This window comes from Pseudomonas sp. TWI923, from assembly GCF_039673365.1.
GTDB lineage: Bacteria > Pseudomonadota > Gammaproteobacteria > Pseudomonadales > Pseudomonadaceae > Aquipseudomonas > Aquipseudomonas sichuanensis.
This window is the reverse complement of the sequence record NZ_JBDJLM010000047.1, coordinates 18,715-38,776: the sequence shown is the minus strand read 5'-3', so window position 1 is coordinate 38,776 and position 20,062 is coordinate 18,715. Positions and strand designations below refer to the sequence as shown.

Below are 20,062 nucleotides of genomic sequence, written 5' to 3'. Positions count from 1 at the left end.
GCGTAGGGGCCGTATGATGGGAGCGAGCGGCTTTGCCTACTTTGGCCAAGACCAAAGTAGGCCGCCGTAAGGGCGGAAAGGTGACTATGCGTCGACATCGCAAATGAATGCGCATAAAACTTTCAAAACAACAACAACAACAACAACAACAACAACAACAACAACAACAACAACAACAACAACAACAAAGGGCGAATCAGGAGAAAACCAATCCCCCCAATTCGCCCCAGTATCAACAACTCAAATCAACTCAAATCAATCAAGCGCATCAAGCAACGCCTGATTCATCTCCGGCGTCCCAACCGTAATCCGCAAGAACTGCGCAATCCGCGCCTGCTTGAAGTGCCGCACAATAACCCCCTGCTCCCGCAGCCGCGCCGCAATCCCCGCCGCATCCTGCTGCGGATGCCGGGCAAAGATGAAGTTCGCCGCCGAAGGCAACACCTCGAACCCCCGCGCCTGCAACGCCGCAACCAACACCTCACGGCTCTCGATCACCTTGCGGCACGTCTCGTCAAAGTACTCGCGATCCTCGAACGCCACCGCAGCCCCGACAATCGCAGCCCGATCCAACGGGTAAGAGTTGAAGCTGTTCTTGATCCGCTCCAACGCCTCGATCAAGTCCGCATGCCCCACCGCCAGGCCAACCCGCAGGCCAGCCAGCGAACGCGACTTGGACAGCGTCTGGGTCACCAACAGATTGTCATAGCGATCAACCAGGCTGATGGCCGTCTCACCACCGAAGTCGATGTACGCCTCGTCCACCACCACTACCGAATCCCGATTGGCCTGCAGCAGCTGCTCCACGGCCTCAAGCGGCAGCAGGCAACCGGTCGGTGCATTGGGGTTGGGGAAGATGATCCCGGCGTTTGGCTTGTTGTAGTCCGAAACGCGAATCTGGAACTGCTCGTCCAGCGACACCTGCTCGTAGGGGATGCCGTACAGGCCGCAATACACCGGGTAGAAGCTGTAGCTGACGTCCGGGAACAGCAACGGCGCATCGTGCTGGAACAGGCCGTGGAAGATGTGCGCCAGCACCTCGTCCGAGCCGTTGCCGACAAACACCTGCGCCGGGGTGACGCCATAGTACTCGGCCACCGCCTGCTTGAGCCGGTCACCATTCGGGTCCGGGTACAGGCGCAGGTTGTCGTTCAACTCGCCACGCATGGCCTCCAGCGCCTTGGGCGATGGGCCATAAGGGTTCTCGTTGGTGTTGAGCTTGACCAGCTTGGCCAGCTTGGGCTGCTCGCCCGGCACGTAGGGCACCAAGTCCTTGACGAAGGGACTCCAGAAACGACTCATGCTCAATTCCCCTTCTCGGTGAGGATGCGGTATTCGGCGCTGCGGGCGTGAGCGGTCAACGACTCGCCACGGGCCAGTACCGAAGCGGTGTGGCCAAGCTCGGATGCGCCCTGCTCGGAACAGAAGATGATCGACGAGCGCTTCTGGAAGTCATACACGCCCAGTGGCGAGGAGAAGCGCGCGGTGCCGGAGGTCGGCAGTACGTGGTTGGGGCCGGCGCAGTAGTCGCCCAGCGCCTCGCTGGTGTGACGGCCCATGAAGATCGCGCCGGCGTGGCGGATCTGCGGCAGCCAGGCCTGCGGGTCGGCCACCGACAACTCCAGGTGTTCCGGGGCGATGCGGTTGGCCACTTCAATGGCCTGTTGCATGTCGCGCACCTGGATCAGGGCGCCACGGCCGTTGATCGACTTTTCGATGATCTCGGCGCGCTCCATGGTTGGCAGCAGCTTGTCGATGCTGGCGGCAACGCGATCGAGGAACTCGGCATCGGGGCTGACCAGGATGGCCTGGGCATCTTCATCGTGTTCGGCCTGGGAGAACAGGTCCATGGCGATCCAGTCCGGATCGGTCTGGCCATCGCACACCACCAGGATCTCCGACGGGCCGGCGATCATGTCGATACCAACCTGGCCAAATACATGGCGCTTGGCGGTGGCCACGTAGATGTTGCCCGGGCCGACGATCTTGTCCACCTGTGGCACGCTTTCGGTGCCGTAGGCCAGGGCCGCGACGGCCTGGGCGCCACCAACGGTGAACACCCGGTCGACGCCGGCGATGCAGGCAGCGGCCAGCACCAGCTCATTGACCTCGCCACGCGGGGTCGGCACCACCATGACCACTTCAGCGACACCCGCGACCTTGGCTGGAATCGCGTTCATCAGCACCGACGAGGGGTACGACGCCTTGCCGCCCGGCACGTATAGGCCGGCACGGTCCAGCGGGGTGACCTTCTGGCCAAGCACGGTGCCGTCGGCTTCGGTGTACTGCCAGGAGTCCTGCTTCTGCCGCTCGTGGTACAGACGCACGCGGTTGGCGGCTTTCTCCAGCGCTTCACGCTGCACCGGGGTGATGCGGGTCAGCGCCAGCTCCAGGCGGGCACGGTCGAGGATCAGGTCATCGATGGTCTTGGCGTCGACACCGTCGAAGCGCTGGGTGAATTCGACCAGCGCTGCGTCACCGCGCTCGCGCACGGCCTTGATGATGTCGAGCACGCGCTGGTTGACCGCGTCATCGGACACACTTTCCCAGCTCAGCAGATGATCCAGATGTCGGGCGAAATCCTGGTCAGCGGCGTTGAGACGGGCAATTGCAGTGGACACGGTCATGGCGAGGGCCTCGATTATTAGCGAATGCTCAGGCGCCCTAGGCTACCAGTCCATCCGCGCGGGCACCTGAGAAAGAAGGCTATGACGCGGATAGACGGGCGCGACAGCAAAGGTCGCGCGCAGAAGTCAGCCGCGGTGTCGCGATTCGACGGCGTTGCGCAGGGTGTCGATCAGGCTTTGAATACGGGCGTGCTGCATTTTCATCGAGGCCTTGTTCACCACCAGGCGCGAACTGATCGTGGCGATCAGCTCCTGGGGTTCGAGGCCATTGGCACGCAGGGTGTTGCCGGTGTCGACCACGTCGATGATCTTGTCGGCGAGGTTGATCAGCGGGGCCAGCTCCATCGAGCCGTACAGCTTGATGATGTCGACCTGGCGGCCCTGTTCGGCGTAATAACGCTTGGCCACGTTGACGAACTTGGTCGCCACACGCAGACGGCCCTTGGGCTCAGGGGCACCGGTGACGCCAGCGGTCATCAGCTTGCATTGGGCAATCTGCAGGTCCAGGGGCTCGTACAGGCCCTGGCCGCCGTATTCCATCAGCACGTCCTTGCCGGCTACACCGAGGTCGGCGGCGCCATGCTCGACATAGGTCGGCACGTCGGTGGCTCGCACGATGAGCAGGCGCACGTCGTCCTGCGTGGTGGGGATGATCAGCTTGCGGCTCTTGTCCGGGTTCTCGGTCGGCACGATACCGGCCTCGGCCAGCAGTGGCAGGGTATCGTCGAGAATACGGCCTTTGGATAGCGCGATGGTCAACATGGGAAACGTCGGTCCTTAAGCGGCTACAGCCGGCCAGGCAGTGAGCCTGGCCGGTATTCGATTCGGTAGGCGCGTCCGTGCGCCTGCAGGCTACTAGCCCGGTACGCGACGGATCTTCGCGCCCAGCATCTGCAGCTTCTCCTCGATGCACTCGTAACCACGGTCGATGTGGTAGATGCGATCGATCAGGGTGTCACCTTCAGCGACCAGCGCCGACAGCACCAGGCTGGCGGAAGCACGCAGGTCGGTGGCCATCACCGGAGCGCCCTTGAGCGCCTTGACGCCAGTAACGATGGCGGTATTGCCTTCGACCTGGATCTGCGCGCCCATGCGGTGCATCTCGTAAACGTGCATGAAGCGGTTTTCAAAGATGGTTTCGATCACTGCGCCAGTGCCTTCGGCGATGGCATTGAGCGAAATGAACTGCGCCTGCATGTCGGTAGGGAACGCCGGGTAAGGAGCGGTACGCAGGTTGACGGCCTTGGGCCGCTTGCCGTGCATGTCCAGCTCGATCCAGTCTTCACCGGTGGTGATGTCGGCGCCGGCTTCCTTGAGTTTCTCAAGCACGGCTTCAAGGATGGTCGGATCGGTGTCCTTGACCTTGACGCGACCACCGGTAACGGCAGCGGCGACCAGGTAGGTACCGGTCTCGATACGGTCGGGCATGACGCGGTAGTTGGCCGAGGCCAGGCGCTCGACGCCATCGATGGTGATGGTGTCGGTGCCAGCGCCCTGAACCTTGCCGCCCATGGCGTTGATGAAGTTGGCCAGGTCAACCACTTCAGGCTCGCGAGCGGCGTTCTGCAACACGCTGCGGCCCTTGGCCAGTGCTGCGGCCATCATGATGTTCTCGGTACCGGTCACGCTGACGGTATCGAAGAAGAAGTGCGCGCCGCGCAGGCCGCCCTCGGGGGCCTTGGCCTTGATGTAGCCGCCTTCGACCTCGATCTTCGCGCCCATGGCTTCCAGCCCGCGGATGTGCAGGTCTACCGGACGAGAGCCGATGGCGCAGCCGCCAGGCAGGGCCACTTCGGCTTCACCGAAACGGGCAACCATCGGGCCGAGGACCAGGATCGAGGCACGCATGGTCTTGACCAGCTCATAAGGAGCAACCAGGGTCTTGATGGTGCGCGGGTCGATCTCCACGGCCAGCTTTTCGTCGATCACAGGCTCGATGCCCATGCGGCCGAACAGCTCGATCATGGTGGTGATGTCGTGCAGGTGTGGCAGGTTGCCCACGGTAACCGGGCCGTCGGCCAGCAGGGTCGCCGCCAGAATCGGCAGGGCCGCGTTCTTCGCGCCGGAAATGCGAATTTCGCCGTCGAGGCGTGGGCCGCCAGTGATAATCAGTTTGTCCATTTGTGTCTCGCCGCCAAGTTGGCTCAGGTGCGCTCAGCCCAGGCTGCGCTGCTGAAGAATTTCATGGTTACCGCGTGAATGGCGCCGTTGGCGATCCACGGATTGAGGTGAGCATAGATCGCCTGCTGACGCTTGACCGGGCTCAGGCCGGCCAGCTCGTCGCTGATCACGTTCAACTGGAAGTTGCAGCCTTCGCCTTCAACTTCGACCCGGGATCCCGGCAATTTCTCTTCCAGAAAGCTTTTGACTTCTACGGCCTGCATGCTCAACCTCGATCGGCGCCCAACGCGCGCGGGTCGGCCATCATACAAAAAAGCCCCTCGCCTGCGAAGCCCATGACGGGATACGCTGACCGAGGGGCCTTCACCTTGGTGCAAGCCATCAACCGGCCAGCACTTCATCGAGGTCATAGACCCCGGCAATTTCCCGCATGTCGGCAGGCATGCCGCGCACTTCGCAGGCCTTGCCAGCCGCCTGTGCATCGCGCATGAAGGCCAGCAGCAGGGCCAGCCCGACGCTACTCGACTTGACCACCGCGCTGCAGTCGAGCACCAGCCGCTGCTCGCCACTGCCGGCGATCAGCGCCTTGCCCTGCTGGCGCAGGGCCGGCCCGCTGCGGTAGTCGAGCACCCCGGCCAGGCAGAGAACGCCAGGCTCGGCCATGCTCACGACGGCATCGCTCATTTGACTTCCTTATCCGGCGAGTTGTCGGCGGCTTCCTTGGCCTTGGCCACCTCGCCGGCCCAGCCGTCGATGGTCTTGTCCAGGCTGTTGCCGTTACGCTGCATGGCGTCGGCGAACTGGTCGCGGAACAGCTTGCCGATGTTGATGCCGTTGACGATGACGTTGCGCACTTTCCACTCGCCGTCGATCTTCTGCATGGTGTACTGCACCGGATAGACCGCACCGTTGTTGCCGGTGATCTTCATGCCGACGCTGGTGCGATCGCCGTCTTCGGCCTTGGCCGGGTCGACGGTGATGCCCTGATTGTTGTACTCGAGCAGGGCGTTGCCATAGAACTGCATCAGGCTGCGCTTGAAGTTTTCCTGGAAGCGCTGCATCTGCTCCGGGGTGGCCTTGCGCGAATACTTGACGGTCATGATGCTCTTGGAGATGCCGTCAGCATCGACCACAGGGCCAAGGTTGCTGTTGAGCGCGGTATAGAACGCCTCGGGGTTGGCCTTGTACTGCGCCTTGTTGGCCTTGAGGTCGTTGAGCAACTGGGTCGTGGTGCCCTGGATGACATCACGGGCGGACTGCCCCGGCGCCGCCATGGCCAGCAGGGGGAAGGCCGCCAGCAGAACCAGCAGGCCACGTCGCAGGATCGAAATCATGGAAACTCCTTAATTAGCCGGTTGCGCTTCTTTGGGTTCCTTGCCCACTGTATTGAGCAGGAATTTGCCGATCAGGTCTTCCAGCACCAGCGCCGACTGGGTGTCGTGGATGGTGCTGCCGTCTTTGAGAACCGCTTCTTCGCCGCCCACGCTGATGCCGATGTACTTCTCGCCCAGCAGGCCGGCGGTCAGGATCGAGGCAGTGGAGTCGGTCGGCAAGTTGTCGACGTTCTTGTCCAGCTGCAACGTGACCCGACCGGTGTACGAATCGCGGTCCAGATCGATGGCCGTGACCTTGCCGATGGTCACACCAGCCATGGTCACTTTAGCTCTGACCGTCAAACCGGCGATATTGTCGAAGTAGGCATAAACTTTGTACGTGTCGCTGCTCGGGCTGGCCGACAGCCCGCTGACACGCAGGGCCAGCAGCAGCAGCGCCAGGATCCCGGCCAGGAGGAACAGGCCGACACCGATTTCCAGGGTGCGGTTTTGCATCAGAAATCTCCAAACATCAAGGCGGTCAGAATAAAGTCCAGACCCAGCACTGCCAACGAGGCATAGACTACGGTCTTGGTGGTGGCACGACTGATCCCTTCTGAGGTGGGCTCGCAGTCATACCCCTGGAATACGGCGATCCAGGTGACGACGAAGGCAAACACCAGGCTCTTGATCAGCCCGTTGATCACGTCGTCGGTGAAAGAAACGCTGTTCTGCATGTTGGCCCAGAACGAGCCTTCGTAGACGCCCAGCCAGTCGACCGCGACCCACGAGCCACCCCAGATACCCACCACGCTGAAGATCAGCGCCAGCAGCGGCAGCGAGATGAAGCCGGCCCACAGGCGTGGGGCGACGATGTACTTGAGCGGGTCGACACCGATCATTTCCAGGCTCGACAGCTGCTCGGTGGACTTCATGTTGCCGATTTCGGCCGTCAGCGCGGAACCCGCGCGGCCGGCGAACAGCAGGCCGGTCACCACTGGCCCGAGCTCACGCAGCAGGGTCAGGGCAACCATCTGCCCCACGGCCTGCTCCGAACCATAGCGGGCGAGGATGCTGTAGCCCTGCAGCGCCAGCACCATGCCGATGAACACCCCGGACACGACGATGATCGCCAGCGACAGCACGCCAACCGAATAGAGCTGCTTGACCAGCAACTGGAAGCCGCCGCCGACACCACCTCGACCGCTCAGCGCGTGACCAAGGAACAGGCAGGAGCGGCCCAGCACCGCCAGCACGTCGATGGCCGAGCGGCCAAACAGACGGATACGTTCGAGTAAGGATTTTCTGCGCATCAACGCGCCCCCAGCAAATCGGCGCGGTAGTCTGGCGCAGGGAAGTGGAAGGGTACCGGACCGTCCGGGTCGCCCTTCATGAACTGGCGGATACGCGGGTTGTCCGAGCCCATCAGTTCGGCGGGCGTGCCCTGCCCCAGCACCTGGCCATCACCCACCACATAGATGTAGTCGGCGATGCTGGCGGTTTCCGCCAGGTCGTGGGAAACCACGATGCTGGTGATACCCAGGGCGTCGTTGAGCAGACGGATCAGGCGCACCAGCACGCCCATGGCGATCGGGTCCTGGCCGACGAACGGCTCGTCGTACATGAGGATCTGCGGGTCGAGGGCAATCGCCCGGGCTAGCGCCACGCGGCGCTTCATGCCGCCGGAGAGTTCGTCGGGCATCAGGTCGATGGCACCGCGCAAGCCCACGGCCTGCAACTTCATCAGGACGATGTCACGAATCAGATCGTCCGGCAGCTCGGTGTGTACGCGCAGCGGGAAGGCGACGTTCTCGAAGACATCGAGGTCGGTGAACAGGGCGCCGCTCTGGAACAGCACGCCCATCTGCTTGCGCGCATCGAACAGGTCGCCCCGCGACAACGCGGGCAGGTTCTGGCCATTGACCCAGACTTCACCGCTGGACGGCCGCAACTGTGCGCCCATCAGACGCAGCAATGTCGTCTTGCCGCACCCCGAGGGCCCCATGATACCGGTGACCTTGCCACGAGGAATGCGAATGTCCACGTTGCTGAAAATGCTGCGCGAACCACGCTTGAAGGTGACTCCCTTCAGCTCGACCGCGCAGGCGCTATCCACACTCATCTAGACTCCTTGCAATGCAGCCTCGTCTTCGTGGACGCCTGCCCTCATCTTGAAGGCACACTGGTCCCTGGCGGGCCGAACAGCGGCGAACTATAGCACCGCAGATGGCACGCCCCCAAGGCCGCAAATCCGGCTGTTCAGGCAGGCGACAGCCTTGCGTTGCTTTCTTACGACAATCGAATGGATGAGCCTTTCACACATTGCGGCTATAATCGCCGCCTTTTCATCAGGCATTGCGTTTTCGACATGAGCCAATCCAGCGAGCTGATCCAATCCGCCCAGCGCACCCTGCGCCTGGAACTCGAGGCTGTGCAGGCACTGCTGGCCCGCATCGACGGTGACTTCGTCAAGGCCTGCGAGCTGATCCTGGCGAGCAAGGGCCGGGTAGTCGTGGTCGGCATGGGCAAATCCGGGCATATCGGCAACAAGATCGCCGCCACCCTCGCCAGCACCGGCACGCCGGCATTTTTCGTGCACCCGGCCGAAGCCAGCCATGGCGACATGGGCATGATCACCCGTGACGATGTCATCCTCGCCCTGTCCAACTCGGGCAGCACCGCCGAGATCGTCACCCTGCTGCCGCTGATCAAGCGCCTGGGGATCCAGTTGATCAGCCTGACCGGCAACCCGGACTCGCCGCTGGCGCAGGCCGCCGAAGTCAACCTCGACGCCAGCGTCGCCCAGGAAGCCTGCCCGCTCAACCTGGCACCGACCTCCTCCACCACCGCCTCGCTGGCCCTGGGCGATGCACTGGCCATCGCCCTGCTGGAAGCGCGCGGGTTCACCGCCGAAGACTTCGCCTTCTCCCACCCTGGTGGGGCACTGGGCCGCCGCTTGTTGCTGAAGGTCGAGAACGTGATGCATGCCGGCGACGAACTGCCCCAGGTGCAGCGCGGCACCCTGCTCAAGGACGCGCTGATCGAAATGTCGCGCAAGGGCCTGGGCATGACCGTGGTGCTGGAGCACGACGGCACGCTGGCCGGGATCTTCACCGACGGCGACCTGCGCCGCAGCCTCGATCGCAATATCGACGTGCACAAGACCCTCATCGATGAAGTCATGACCGTGCACGGCAAGACCGCCCGCGCCGAGATGCTCGCCGCCGAGGCGCTCAAAATCATGGAAGACCACAAGATCAGCGCACTTGTCGTTGTCGACCAGAGCGACCGGCCGACCGGCGCCCTGAACATGCACGACCTGCTGCGCGCCGGAGTGATGTAAATGAACCAGGACCTCATGCAACGCGCCAAGGCCATCAAGCTGGCGGTGTTCGACGTTGACGGCGTGCTCACCGATGGCCGCCTGTACTTCCTTGAAGACGGCAGCGAATTCAAGACCTTCAACACCCTCGACGGCCACGGCATCAAGATGCTCATGGCCGCAGGCGTCACCACGGCGATCATCAGCGGGCGCAAGACGCCGGTGGTCGAGCGCCGGGCGAAGAACCTCGGCATCCCGCACCTGTTCCAGGGGCGCGAGGACAAGCTGGTGGTGCTGGACGGCCTGCTTGCCGAACTCAATCTAAGCTACGAACAGGTGGCTTATCTGGGTGACGACCTGCCCGACCTGCCGGTGATTCGCCGAGTGGGCCTGGGCATGGCGGTAAGCAATGCCGCGCCGTTCGTTCGCCAGCACGCCCACGGCGTCACCCAGGCACGCGGCGGCGAGGGTGCCGCCCGCGAGTTCTGCGAACTGATCATGCAGGCCCAGGGCACCCTGGACGCTGCCAACGCCCACTACCTCTAAGGCCCCCCATGTTCAGCAAGAAAATCAGAAATTTCGCGCTGCTTGGCGTGATAGCCGCCGTGCTGGCGGCCGTCGGGTACTGGAACATCAGCCCCGAGAGCTTCCTCGACAAGCCAGTCGCGCAGACCGACGAGAGCGCCATCGACTACTACGCGATCAACGCTCACAGCGTGCAGTTCCTGCCTGACGGCAAGCTGCAATACGAAATGACCGCCGACAAGGTCGAGCACCTCAAGGCCAGCGAAGTCACCCTGGTGACCACGCCCGACCTGCACATGTATCGCGGCACCGAGTACCCGTGGCATGTGCAGAGCACGCGCGCCGAGGTCAACCCGGACGGCACCGAAGTCGAATTGATCGACAACGTGCGGGTTGCCCGCACCGACGAAAAGCAACGTCAAACCATTATTACCAGCACACGCATGACCGTGTTCCCGCAGAAGCAATATGCGCAGACCGAGCAAGCCGTTAGAATCGACGGCGCCGGTGGCACGACTACGGGCAAAGGAATGAAAGCGTATTTGAAAGAAGGCAGGATGGACCTGCTCTCTAACGTAAGAGGACAGTATGAGGCTCGTTAAAACCATCCCCCTTCTGCTCAGCCTGGGCGTAGCACTGGGAAGCGCGAGCGCCTTCGCCCTGCCGAACGACCGTGACCAGCCAATTCGCATCCAGGCCGACAACGCGCACCTGGACGACAAGCAGGGTGTGGCCACCTACACCGGCGACGTGATCATCACCCAAGGTTCGATGGTGATCAAAGGCAACACCGTGACCATGACCCGCGCCGCCAACGGCGACATCGACGTGGTCACCTCGGTGGGCAACCTGGCCTACTTCGAGCAGCAGCAGAGCGCTGCCAAGCCGGACAAGATGAAAGGCTGGGCCGTGACCATCCAGTACCAGGCGCAAAAAGAAATGGTCATCCTGACCGACCGCGCCAAGGTCGAGAACGAAGGCAACACCACCGAAGGCGAGAAGATCGTCTACAACACCAAAACCCAGGTGGCGACCGCCGGCCGCGGCGGCAACGTGACTGCACCACGTCAGCGCATCGACATGGTCATTCAACCGAAGAAAAAGGCCGAGTAAATGGCAACCCTCAAAGCCCAGCACCTGGCCAAGAGCTACAAAGGCCGGCAAGTCGTTCGCGACGTCAGCCTGTCCATCGACAGCGGCCAGATCGTCGGTTTGCTCGGCCCTAACGGCGCCGGCAAGACCACCTGCTTCTACATGATCGTCGGCCTGGTACAGGCCGATCAGGGCCGGGTACTGATCGACAGCCTCGACGTCAGCCACCAGCCCATGCACGGCCGCGCCCAATCCGGCATCGGCTACCTGCCGCAGGAAGCCTCGATCTTCCGCAAGCTGTCGGTGGCCGACAACATCATGGCCATCCTCGAGACCCGCAAGGACCTCGACCGCGACGGCCGGCGCAAGGAGCTGGAAAGCCTGCTGCAGGAATTCCACATCAGCCACATCCGCGACAACCTCGGCATGAGCCTTTCCGGTGGTGAACGCCGCCGTGTCGAAATCGCCCGCGCCCTGGCCACCGCGCCCAAGTTCATCCTGCTGGATGAACCGTTCGCCGGCGTCGACCCGATCTCTGTGGGCGACATCAAGCAGATCATCCACCACCTCAAGAACAAGGGGATCGGCGTGCTGATCACCGACCACAACGTTCGCGAGACGCTCGACATCTGTGAGACGGCCTACATCGTCAACGATGGTCAACTGATCGCCGAGGGCGACGCCGAGACCATCCTGGCCAACCAGTTGGTCAAGGAGGTCTACCTGGGTCACGAGTTCCGCCTCTGATCCAGGCCCGCCTGGAGCACTGGCGCACACGCCCGTTCAGGGCTTAAGTGTTACTGTGCTCTAGGCAAGCGCTAGAATTTCAGGCATACGAGTTGCATACGAACTTGCTTAAAATCGGCGCCCAGCGCCCTACAGGTAGTAGATGGCGCATGTGCGCCGGCTAACAAGGTATTAAGCCCCTGCCATGAAACCATCGCTCGTCCTAAAAATGGGCCAGCAACTGACGATGACCCCGCAGTTGCAACAGGCCATTCGTCTGCTTCAGCTTTCCACCCTGGACCTACAGCAGGAAATCCAGGAGGCGCTGGAATCCAATCCGATGCTCGAACGCCAGGAAGACGGCGACGACTTCGACAACAGCGACCCGATGGCGGACAACGCCGAAAGCAAACCGGTCGCCGAAGCCCAGGACACCAGCTTCCAGGAAACCACCGGCAACACCGAAACCCTGGAAGAAGGCGAGTGGGCCGAGCGCATCCCCAACGAGCTGCCTGTCGACACCGCTTGGGAAGACATCTACCAGACCAGCGCCAGCAGCCTGCCCAGCAACGATGATGACGAGTGGGACTTCACCACCCGCACGTCCGTGGGCGAGAGCCTGCAAAGCCACCTGCTCTGGCAGCTCAACCTCGCGCCGATGTCCGACACCGACAGGCTGATTGCCGTCACCCTGATCGACAGCATCAACGGCCAGGGCTACCTGGAAGATACCCTCGAAGAAATCTGCGCCGGCTTCGACCCCGAGCTCGACATCGAGCTGGACGAGGTAGAGGCGGTGCTGCACCGCATCCAGCAGTTCGAGCCCGCTGGCATCGGCGCCCGCTCCCTGGGTGAGTGCCTGTTGTTGCAACTGCGCCAGCTGCCGGCCTCGACGCCGTGGATGAGCGAAGCTCAGCGCCTGGTCAGCGACTATATCGACCTGCTCGGCAGCCGCGACTACAGCCAGCTCATGCGCCGCATGAAGCTCAAGGAGGACGAACTGCGCCAGGTCATCGAGCTGGTGCAGACGCTCAATCCGCGCCCTGGCTCACAGATCGAGTCAAGCGAACCCGAATACGTGGTGCCGGACGTCATAGTGCGCAAGGACAACGAACGCTGGCTGGTCGAGCTCAACCAGGAAGCCGTGCCGCGCCTGCGGGTCAATCCGCAGTACGCAGGTTTCGTGCGTCGCGCCGACACCAGCGCCGACAACACCTTCATGCGCAACCAGTTGCAGGAAGCGCGCTGGTTCATCAAGAGCCTGCAAAGCCGCAACGAAACCCTGATGAAAGTGGCGACCCAGATCGTCGAACACCAGCGCGGTTTCCTTGACCACGGCGACGAGGCCATGAAGCCGCTGGTGCTACACGACATCGCCGAGGCGGTGGGCATGCATGAGTCGACCATTTCCCGGGTCACCACACAGAAATACATGCACACGCCACGCGGCATCTACGAGCTCAAGTACTTTTTCTCGAGCCACGTGAGCACTGCCGAAGGCGGCGAATGCTCGTCCACGGCGATCCGCGCGATCATCAAGAAACTGGTCGCCGCGGAAAATCAGAAAAAGCCATTGAGTGACAGCAAGATCGCTGGTTTACTGGAGGCACAAGGCATCCAGGTAGCCCGTCGCACCGTCGCCAAGTACCGTGAATCGTTGGGCATCGCCCCTTCGAGTGAGCGCAAGCGACTGATGTAGCCCCTGGGTAAGCCATAGCGTTTCAGTGGCAGGTGCAATACCTGCCTCTTTATGCACGGGCAACAAAGGAGAAGCTGTATGCAAGTCAACATCAGTGGACAGCATGTAGAAGTCACCCAACCACTGCGCGATTACGTGCTCGAAAAGCTCGCCCGACTGGAGGGTCATTTCGACAAGATCACCAACGTGACGGTGATCATGAAAGTCGAGAAGCTGCAGCAAAAGGTTGAAGCCACGCTCCAGATACCCGGTGGCGAAGTTGTTGCCAATGCCGAACACCAAGACATGTATGCCGCGATCGACGCGCTTGCCGACAAGCTCGACCGCCAACTGAAAAAACACAAGGAAAAACAGCAAAGCCTGCTGCAAGGCGCAGCCGCCCGCTGATCCCCCTCATCCATGATCCGACTTGAAACCATCCTGACCCCCGGCCGTTCCCTCGTGAACGTGCCGGGCGGCAGTAAGAAGCGCGCCCTCGAAAAGGTCGCCACTGTAATTGCCGAGCAAATCCCAGAGCTCGAGATGCAAGACGTCTTCGAGAAGCTGATTGCCCGCGAAAAGCTCGGCTCCACCGGTTTTGGCAATGGCATCGCCATTCCCCACTGCAGGCTCGAGGGTTGCTCAGCACCCGTCAGTGCCCTGCTGCACCTGGAAGCTCCCATCGATTACGACGCCATCGATGGCGCGCCCGTGGACCTGCTGTTCGTCCTGCTGGTCCCTGAAGCCGCGACCGATGCGCACCTTGAATTGCTGCGCCAGATCGCCAGCATGCTCGATCGCGAGGATGTGCGTAAGCGCCTGCGTGCTGCCAACAGCAACGAAGCGCTCTACCAGGTGGTCCTGGACGTCCAGAACGAGGCCTGAACATGCGCCTGATCATCGTCAGCGGCCGCTCCGGCTCGGGTAAAAGCACCGCCCTCGACGTGCTGGAAGACAATGGCTACTACTGCATCGACAACCTGCCTGCCGGGTTGTTGCCGCAGTTGGCGGAAAACGCGCTGATCAACACCGAGTTGCAACAGCCCAAAGTGGCTGTCTCCATCGATGCGCGCAACCTGCCCAGCCACCTGACGCGCTTCCCCGAACTGCTGGAAGAGGCACGCTCCCGGCATATCCAGTGCGATGTGCTGTATCTGGACGCTGACGAAGAAACCCTGCTCAAGCGCTTTTCCGAAACCCGCCGCCGCCACCCGCTGACCAACGCGAACCGTTCGCTGGCCGAGGCCATCCGGGTAGAAAGCGAGCTGCTGGGCCCCATCGCTGACCTGGCCGACCTTAAGATCGACACCACCCGACTGAACCTGTATCAGCTACGCGACTCGATCAAGCTGCGGCTGCTCAACCAGCCCGAGCCCGGCACCGCCTTTCTGGTCGAATCCTTCGGTTTCAAGCGAGGCATGCCAGTGGATGCCGATGTGGTATTCGACGTGCGCTGCCTGCCCAACCCTTATTGGAAGCCGGAACTTCGTGACCACTCCGGGCTCGAACAGCCGGTGATCGACTACCTGGCCGCCCAGCCGGACGTCGACGAGATGTTCCAGGACATCTCCAGCTACTTGCTTAAATGGCTGCCCCGCTTCGCCGCCAGCAACCGCGCCTATGTCACCATCGCTATCGGCTGCACCGGCGGCCATCACCGCTCGGTGTACATCACCGAACGGCTCGGCCAGTTGCTCCAGCAATCCCTGAAAAACGTCCAGGTCCGCCACCGCGACCTCTAGCCCACAGGATCCGCCACACGATGCCCGCCCGCGAAATAACCATCATCAACAAGCTGGGCCTGCATGCCCGCGCGGCGGCCAAGTTCGTCGGCGTGGCCGGGCGCTTCCCCTGCCAGGTGCGGGTCGGCCGCGCACCGGACAAACTGGTGGACGGCAAGAGCATCATGGCGGTGATGATGCTCGCCGCCGGCAAGGGCACCCAGGTGCATCTGCTCACCGAAGGCGAGCAGGACAACGACGCCCTCGAAGCGCTGGTGGCGCTGATCAACAACTTCTTCGACGAAGGCGAGTAACCCTCCCCGCGTAACATCCGCTACCAATTGTCGGTGTGAATGATCGTCTGATTGCCACTATACCAATATGGGTATAGATTCGAGGCGATCTCATGGAAGCGATCAAGAATGTCAAACGCCTGTTCTGGGTTGGTAGCTCCCGAAAGGATATCCAGGCACTCCCGGCTGATGTCCAAGATGTGTTCGGTTTTGCTCTGTATCAGGCTCAGGAAGGCGAGAAGCACTGGCAGGCAAAGGTGCTTAAAGGGTTTTCAGGCGGCGGCGTGCTCGAGGTGGTCGAAGACCATCACGGCGACACCTATCGTGCGGTATACACCATCAGCCTGGTCGACGCGGTTTACGTGCTGCACTGTTTCCAGAAGAAATCCCGCAGCGGCATCAAAACCTCAAGGCATGACGTGGATTTGATTCATGCCCGCCTGAAGCTGGCACAGGCTCACTCGAAGGGGAAAACACATGATTGAAATCGAAGAAGGCACAGACAACGTCTATGCCGAACTGCACCTTGCCGACGCCAGCGAGATGCTGGTCAAGGCCCGCCTGGCCAGCAAGATCTGCAGCATCATCAAGGCACGCCAGCTCACTCAACTACAGGCCGCTGAGCTGCTCGGCCTGAGCCAACCCAAGGTCTCCGCCCTGACTCGCGGCAAATTCCGTGGCATCAGCGAAAGCAAGATGATCGATTGCCTCGCCCGCCTGGGCCGGGACATACAGATCGTGGTCAAGGAAGCCCCCAAGACCCGGCGCGAAGGCCGGGTGGAAGTGATTTTCGCCTGACACTCAGGACATCGCCGTATCCATCACCATCATCAGACAGAAGCCCACGCACAACCCCAGGCTCGCCAGGCGGTGATGCCCGTTGCTGCGTGATTCGGGAATGATTTCCTGGGTCACCACCAGCAGCATCGCCCCCGCCGCACAGGCCAGGCCCAGCGGCAACAGCAGTTCGGCAATGTTCACCAACCAGGCGCAGATGACCGCCGCCAGCGGCTCGACCAGCCCGGACGCAGCGCCAATCAGGAATGCCTTGAAGCGCGGCATCCCGGCCCCCGCCAATACCAGGGCAATTACCAGCCCTTCCGGCACATCCTGCAGGGCAATGCCCATGGCCAGGCTGTCGGCATCGGGCATGCCACCGCCGGCAGACACGCCGATGGCCATCCCTTCGGGAATGTTGTGGGCGATGATGGCGATGACGAACAACCAGATCCGTGCCGCGATCACCGGCTGCCGATCACTGCCGACCAGGGCCTCCGGCGAGGCGCCGGAAACCCTGAGATCGACCAGAAACAGGCACAACGCCCCGAACAGCAGGCCGCCGCTGATCAAGCCACCGGCGCCCCAGGGGCTGTAGCCGATGGCCTGGGCCGCCTCCAGCCCCGGGATGATCAACGAGAACGCGGTGGCGGCCAACATCACCCCGGCGCCAAAGCCAAGCAAGGTGTCGGCCAGCGCCACAGGCATGTTGCGAATCACCAGCACCGGTACCGCGCCCAATGCCGTGCCCAGTGCGCACAGTGCACCGCCCTCCAGGGCACGCAACATGCGCGGTTCCAGGTCCAGCCAGGCGATGCCGCGCGCCACCAGCAGCGCGGTGCCAACCAGCAACAGCAAGGTCCCAAGCGCCAGGCGGAACAGGCGCACACTGCTGACAGACATCACCTCGGAGCGCATACCGGTTCGACTCACTTCAGGGTTTCAAGGTAGCGGCGTTCCACTTCGGCCCAGTCGACCACGTTGTAGAAAGCACCAATGTATTCCGGGCGACGGTTCTGGTACTTCAGGTAGTAGGCATGCTCCCACACGTCGAGCCCCAGGATCGGCGTGTTGCCGTGCATCAGCGGGCTGTCCTGGTTGCCACTGCTTTCCACCACCAGTGTTTTCGCCGGCGTGACGCTGAGCCAGGCCCAGCCACTGCCGAAGCGGCTCAGCGCGGCCTTGGTGAACGCTTCCTTGAACGCCTCGAAACCACCCAACTGGGCATCGATGGCCTTGGCCACCTCGCCTTGCGGTTCGCCTCCGCCCTTGGGCGACATGACCGTCCAGAACAGAGTGTGGTTGGCGTGGCCGCCGCCTTGGTTGATCACTGCTCCTTGCAGCTTCTCGGGCAACTGCTTGACCGCGCCAACCAACCGCTCCACCGGCCATTCGGCCCACTCGGTGCCCTCGATGGCGGCATTGAGGTTGTTGATGTAGGTCTGGTGGTGCTTGCTGTGGTGGATCTCCATGGTCTGGGTATCGATGTGCGGCTCCAGCGCATCGTAGGCATAAGGCAGTGCAGGCAAGGTATGGGGCATGTCAGTGGATTCCATGAGCAGGTGTACGAAGCGTGAGGTCCGTTTGTGCGACCAGTTCACTGGCAGCCGGCGCCTGGCGATTGAGCAGGCGTTCGGTGCGCGGGTACTGGCCATAGTCGGCGATGAAACTCAGCAACTCGGTGTAGGTGCGTGCGCTGTGGCGCAGCGCGGCATCGCGCAACGCCTGGGGCAGACGTTGCTCCTGGCTGGCCTGAAGCAATGCCTGGTGCGCAGCGCACAGGTAGTCGGCGCTTTCGTGCGGCTGGTTCAGCCGCAGGTGCAGGTCGGCCAGGTTGTGATGGGCGATGACCAGCGCGGCCACCGCCTCATCGACGTCATGCCAGCGCTCGAACAGCACCTGGGCCAAGGCCAGCGCTTGCAGGTAGTGTTCCCGGGCATCGACCAGCTCGCCCTGGTCGAACAGGCGATTGGCGTTTTGCGTGGTGCGTCTCCAGTGCTGCATGACGTGCCTCCTGGGCAGCCTTGGCTCAGATGCCGCCGGCGGTGAGTTTTTCCGGGTCCAGCAGCGCTTCGAGCTGGTCGCGGGACAGGTCGGTGTGCTCCAGCGCCACGTCGATGACCGGGCGCCCCTGCTTGTAGGCGGTCTTGGCGATTTCGGCAGCCTTGAGGTAACCGATGATCGGGTTCAACGCGGTGACCAGGATCGGGTTGCGCGACAACGCTTCCTTGAGCTTGCCTTCGTTGACCTTGAAGGTCGCGATAGCCTTGTCGGCCAACAGGCGGCTGACGTTGGCCATCAGTTCGATGCTTTCCAGCAGGTTGCGGGCGATCACCGGCAGCATCACGTTGAGCTCGAAGTTGCCCGACTGCCCCGCCACGGCGATGGTGGCGTCGTTGCCGATCACCTGGGCTGCAACCATCGCGGTAGCCTCCGGGATCACCGGGTTGACCTTGCCCGGCATGATCGACGAACCCGGCTGCAGGCCCTGCAGCTCGATTTCACCGAGGCCGGCCAGCGGGCCGGAGTTCATCCAGCGCAGGTCGTTGGCGATCTTCATCAGCGCCACCGCGGTGGTCTTGAGCTGGCCGGACAACGCCACGGCAGTGTCCTGGGAGCCGATCAGGGCGAACAGGTTCCGGCCTGGGGTGAACTCGACCTTGGTCAGGCCACTGAGCTGGCGAGCGAAGCCAGCCGCGAACTGCGGATGGGCATTGATCCCGGTGCCGACCGCGGTGCCACCCTGGGCCAGCGCCTGCAAGCTTGGCAGCGTGGCCTCGACATGGGCCTGGGCGCCTTTGATCTGCGCCGCCCAGCCATCGAGCACCTGGCTCATGCGCACCGGCATGGCATCCATCAGGTGGGTGCGGCCGGTCTTGACGTACTTGTGCACTTCGACGGCTTTGCTCTCGATTACCTGCGTCAGGTGACGCAAGGCCGGCAGCAACTGCTCATGCAGGGCCAGGGCGGCGCTGACGTGGATGGTGGTGGGGATGATGTCGTTGCTGCTCTGGCCGCAATTGACGTGGTCGTTGGCATTGACCTGCTCGCCGAGCACACGGCTGGCCAGGGTCGCGATCACCTCGTTGGCGTTCATGTTCGAGCTGGTGCCGGAGCCGGTCTGGAACACATCGACCGGGAAGTGCTGGATGAAATCTTCGGCCAACAGTTGCTCCACGGCCTTGACGATTGCCCCGCCCTGCTCCGGGCTCAGTTGCTGCAGTTCGACATTGGCCTTGGCCGCGGCCGCCTTGGCCAGCAGCAGGGCGCGGATGAACTGGGCCGGCATCGGCTTGCCGCTGACCGGGAAGTTGTCGACCGCGCGCTGGGTCTGGGCGCCGTACAGGGCCTGGGCCGGCACCTGCAGTTCACCCATGCTGTCACGCTCGATACGGGTATCACTCATCTTCAAGTCCTTGCATCAGTTCTTCGGGAGAAATCGACGGCAACAGCACACAGGTGGCCAGTTGCATCGCAAAGGGTTGCCAGCGCTCGTCATGCGCCTGACGATCGAGGTTGCGCAGGTCGAGCAACGGGCGCCATGCCTGGTCGAGGCACAGGCAGCGCCAGTGCCAGGGCAGCATGCGGTCGCAGGCGGTATCCAGCAGCAGACGGAACGAGGTCATTGCCACTGTCCAGGGCGAGGTCTCGGTGCAGCACACCAGGTAACGGCCTTCGGCCAGGTAGTGCTCGATCAGGCGGGGCTCGTCAGGCGCCAGGGCGCAACGAATGCGCCGGCTGAGCCAGCGCCAGTTTTCCAGGTAGGGCAGTTCGTGGAGGACGGTTTTCATGAAGATCATCGCCGGCTGACTCGATAATGATATTCATTATTAATTGATAAATAGAATCAATTCAAGATAGCCAAAG

27 protein-coding genes are annotated in these 20,062 nt (G+C 62.4%); 12 read left to right on the top strand and 15 right to left on the bottom strand.

The annotated features are described in order from the left end of the window. Positions 1-255: 255 nt before the first annotated feature. The 10 genes from hisC to ABE459_RS17530 all read right to left on the bottom strand — a co-directional run bounded on the left by hisC (position 256) and on the right by ABE459_RS17530 (position 8,183). Positions 256-1,302: a histidinol-phosphate transaminase gene (gene hisC / locus ABE459_RS17575; RefSeq protein WP_258705012.1), complete on the bottom strand. Its 1,047-nt coding sequence runs from the start codon at positions 1,300-1,302 to the stop codon at positions 256-258. A 2-nt stretch (positions 1,303-1,304) separates the two neighbouring features. Continuing rightward, positions 1,305-2,627, bottom strand: coding sequence for a histidinol dehydrogenase (hisD, locus tag ABE459_RS17570; RefSeq protein WP_125465334.1), 1,323 nt, complete (start codon positions 2,625-2,627; stop codon positions 1,305-1,307). A gap of 126 nt (positions 2,628-2,753) precedes the next feature. Beyond that, the gene (hisG, locus tag ABE459_RS17565) at positions 2,754-3,389 is read right to left on the bottom strand and encodes an ATP phosphoribosyltransferase (protein ID WP_011532429.1); all 636 of its coding nucleotides are present in this window, start codon (positions 3,387-3,389) and stop codon (positions 2,754-2,756) included. A gap of 93 nt (positions 3,390-3,482) precedes the next feature. After that, a complete protein-coding gene (gene murA / locus ABE459_RS17560; RefSeq protein WP_110993419.1) occupies positions 3,483-4,748 on the bottom strand; it encodes a UDP-N-acetylglucosamine 1-carboxyvinyltransferase in 1,266 nt (421 codons plus the stop codon). 23 nt (positions 4,749-4,771) lie between these two features. Then, positions 4,772-5,011, bottom strand: a complete 240-nt coding sequence (locus ABE459_RS17555) for a BolA family protein (protein ID WP_110993420.1) — start codon at positions 5,009-5,011, stop codon at positions 4,772-4,774. 118 nt (positions 5,012-5,129) lie between these two features. Then, complete coding sequence (locus ABE459_RS17550) at positions 5,130-5,432, bottom strand: STAS domain-containing protein (protein WP_258705013.1); 303 nt, start codon at positions 5,430-5,432, stop codon at positions 5,130-5,132. After that, entirely contained in the window at positions 5,429-6,082 is a 654-nt protein-coding gene (locus ABE459_RS17545) for an ABC transporter substrate-binding protein (protein ID WP_258705014.1), read from the bottom strand. Before ABE459_RS17545 ends, ABE459_RS17550 begins: the two co-directional genes overlap by 4 nt. 9 nt (positions 6,083-6,091) lie before the next feature. Then, on the bottom strand, positions 6,092-6,577 hold the full coding sequence (mlaD, locus tag ABE459_RS17540; protein ID WP_110993423.1) for an outer membrane lipid asymmetry maintenance protein MlaD: 486 nt from the start codon (positions 6,575-6,577) through the stop codon (positions 6,092-6,094). Further along, positions 6,577-7,374, bottom strand: a complete 798-nt coding sequence (gene mlaE / locus ABE459_RS17535; protein ID WP_110993424.1) for a lipid asymmetry maintenance ABC transporter permease subunit MlaE — start codon at positions 7,372-7,374, stop codon at positions 6,577-6,579. Before mlaE ends, mlaD begins: the two co-directional genes overlap by 1 nt. After that, positions 7,374-8,183 carry an ATP-binding cassette domain-containing protein gene (locus ABE459_RS17530; RefSeq protein WP_110993425.1) on the bottom strand — a complete coding sequence of 270 codons (810 nt, stop codon included), beginning with the start codon at positions 8,181-8,183 and terminating at the stop codon, positions 7,374-7,376. The genes mlaE and ABE459_RS17530 overlap by 1 nt, the downstream gene beginning before the upstream one ends. A gap of 246 nt (positions 8,184-8,429) precedes the next feature. Between ABE459_RS17530 and ABE459_RS17525 the strand changes: the two genes are divergently transcribed. The 12 genes from ABE459_RS17525 (at position 8,430) to ABE459_RS17470 (ending at position 16,216) form a co-directional block, all read left to right on the top strand. Further along, the gene (locus tag ABE459_RS17525; protein ID WP_125465338.1) at positions 8,430-9,404 is read left to right on the top strand and encodes a KpsF/GutQ family sugar-phosphate isomerase; all 975 of its coding nucleotides are present in this window, start codon (positions 8,430-8,432) and stop codon (positions 9,402-9,404) included. After that, positions 9,405-9,929 carry an HAD family hydrolase gene (locus ABE459_RS17520; protein ID WP_125465339.1) on the top strand — a complete coding sequence of 175 codons (525 nt, stop codon included), beginning with the start codon at positions 9,405-9,407 and terminating at the stop codon, positions 9,927-9,929. Between the two features lie 8 nt (positions 9,930-9,937). Then, on the top strand, positions 9,938-10,510 hold the full coding sequence (gene lptC / locus ABE459_RS17515; RefSeq protein WP_125465340.1) for an LPS export ABC transporter periplasmic protein LptC: 573 nt from the start codon (positions 9,938-9,940) through the stop codon (positions 10,508-10,510). Further along, entirely contained in the window at positions 10,497-11,021 is a 525-nt protein-coding gene (gene lptA, locus ABE459_RS17510; RefSeq protein WP_110993429.1) for a lipopolysaccharide transport periplasmic protein LptA, read from the top strand. Before lptC ends, lptA begins: the two co-directional genes overlap by 14 nt. Next, complete coding sequence (gene lptB / locus ABE459_RS17505; protein ID WP_110993430.1) at positions 11,022-11,747, top strand: LPS export ABC transporter ATP-binding protein; 726 nt, start codon at positions 11,022-11,024, stop codon at positions 11,745-11,747. A 184-nt stretch (positions 11,748-11,931) separates the two neighbouring features. Further along, positions 11,932-13,425 carry an RNA polymerase factor sigma-54 gene (locus ABE459_RS17500; RefSeq protein ID WP_125860080.1) on the top strand — a complete coding sequence of 498 codons (1,494 nt, stop codon included), beginning with the start codon at positions 11,932-11,934 and terminating at the stop codon, positions 13,423-13,425. Positions 13,426-13,503: 78 nt separating this feature from the next. After that, entirely contained in the window at positions 13,504-13,812 is a 309-nt protein-coding gene (raiA, locus tag ABE459_RS17495) for a ribosome-associated translation inhibitor RaiA (protein WP_110993432.1), read from the top strand. 12 nt (positions 13,813-13,824) lie between these two features. Then, positions 13,825-14,289 (top strand): PTS IIA-like nitrogen regulatory protein PtsN, encoded by a 465-nt coding sequence (gene ptsN, locus ABE459_RS17490; RefSeq protein ID WP_110993433.1) that lies wholly within the window; start codon positions 13,825-13,827, stop codon positions 14,287-14,289. Between the two features lie 2 nt (positions 14,290-14,291). Beyond that, positions 14,292-15,146 carry an RNase adapter RapZ gene (gene rapZ / locus ABE459_RS17485; RefSeq protein WP_125860081.1) on the top strand — a complete coding sequence of 285 codons (855 nt, stop codon included), beginning with the start codon at positions 14,292-14,294 and terminating at the stop codon, positions 15,144-15,146. 20 nt (positions 15,147-15,166) lie between these two features. Continuing rightward, on the top strand, positions 15,167-15,439 hold the full coding sequence (locus ABE459_RS17480) for an HPr family phosphocarrier protein (protein ID WP_125860083.1): 273 nt from the start codon (positions 15,167-15,169) through the stop codon (positions 15,437-15,439). A 92-nt stretch (positions 15,440-15,531) separates the two neighbouring features. Continuing rightward, entirely contained in the window at positions 15,532-15,903 is a 372-nt protein-coding gene (locus tag ABE459_RS17475; protein ID WP_323831418.1) for a type II toxin-antitoxin system RelE/ParE family toxin, read from the top strand. Further along, on the top strand, positions 15,896-16,216 hold the full coding sequence (locus tag ABE459_RS17470; protein ID WP_323831421.1) for a helix-turn-helix transcriptional regulator: 321 nt from the start codon (positions 15,896-15,898) through the stop codon (positions 16,214-16,216). Before ABE459_RS17475 ends, ABE459_RS17470 begins: the two co-directional genes overlap by 8 nt. Positions 16,217-16,219: 3 nt before the next feature. Here ABE459_RS17470 and ABE459_RS17465 read toward each other — a convergent pair whose 3' ends face one another. The 5 genes from ABE459_RS17465 to ABE459_RS17445 are packed head-to-tail and all read right to left on the bottom strand — an operon-like array spanning position 16,220 to position 19,995. Further along, positions 16,220-17,113, bottom strand: coding sequence for a ZIP family metal transporter (locus ABE459_RS17465; RefSeq protein ID WP_125466243.1), 894 nt, complete (start codon positions 17,111-17,113; stop codon positions 16,220-16,222). A gap of 11 nt (positions 17,114-17,124) precedes the next feature. Further along, positions 17,125-17,736: a superoxide dismutase gene (locus ABE459_RS17460; RefSeq protein ID WP_258705016.1), complete on the bottom strand. Its 612-nt coding sequence runs from the start codon at positions 17,734-17,736 to the stop codon at positions 17,125-17,127. Between the two features lies 1 nt (position 17,737). Continuing rightward, positions 17,738-18,199 (bottom strand): hypothetical protein, encoded by a 462-nt coding sequence (locus ABE459_RS17455; RefSeq protein ID WP_323831424.1) that lies wholly within the window; start codon positions 18,197-18,199, stop codon positions 17,738-17,740. Positions 18,200-18,224: 25 nt separating this feature from the next. Next, the gene (locus tag ABE459_RS17450) at positions 18,225-19,601 is read right to left on the bottom strand and encodes a class II fumarate hydratase (protein WP_323831426.1); all 1,377 of its coding nucleotides are present in this window, start codon (positions 19,599-19,601) and stop codon (positions 18,225-18,227) included. After that, the gene (locus ABE459_RS17445) at positions 19,594-19,995 is read right to left on the bottom strand and encodes a FagA protein (protein WP_125465347.1); all 402 of its coding nucleotides are present in this window, start codon (positions 19,993-19,995) and stop codon (positions 19,594-19,596) included. The genes ABE459_RS17450 and ABE459_RS17445 overlap by 8 nt, the downstream gene beginning before the upstream one ends. Positions 19,996-20,062: the final 67 nt, after the last annotated feature.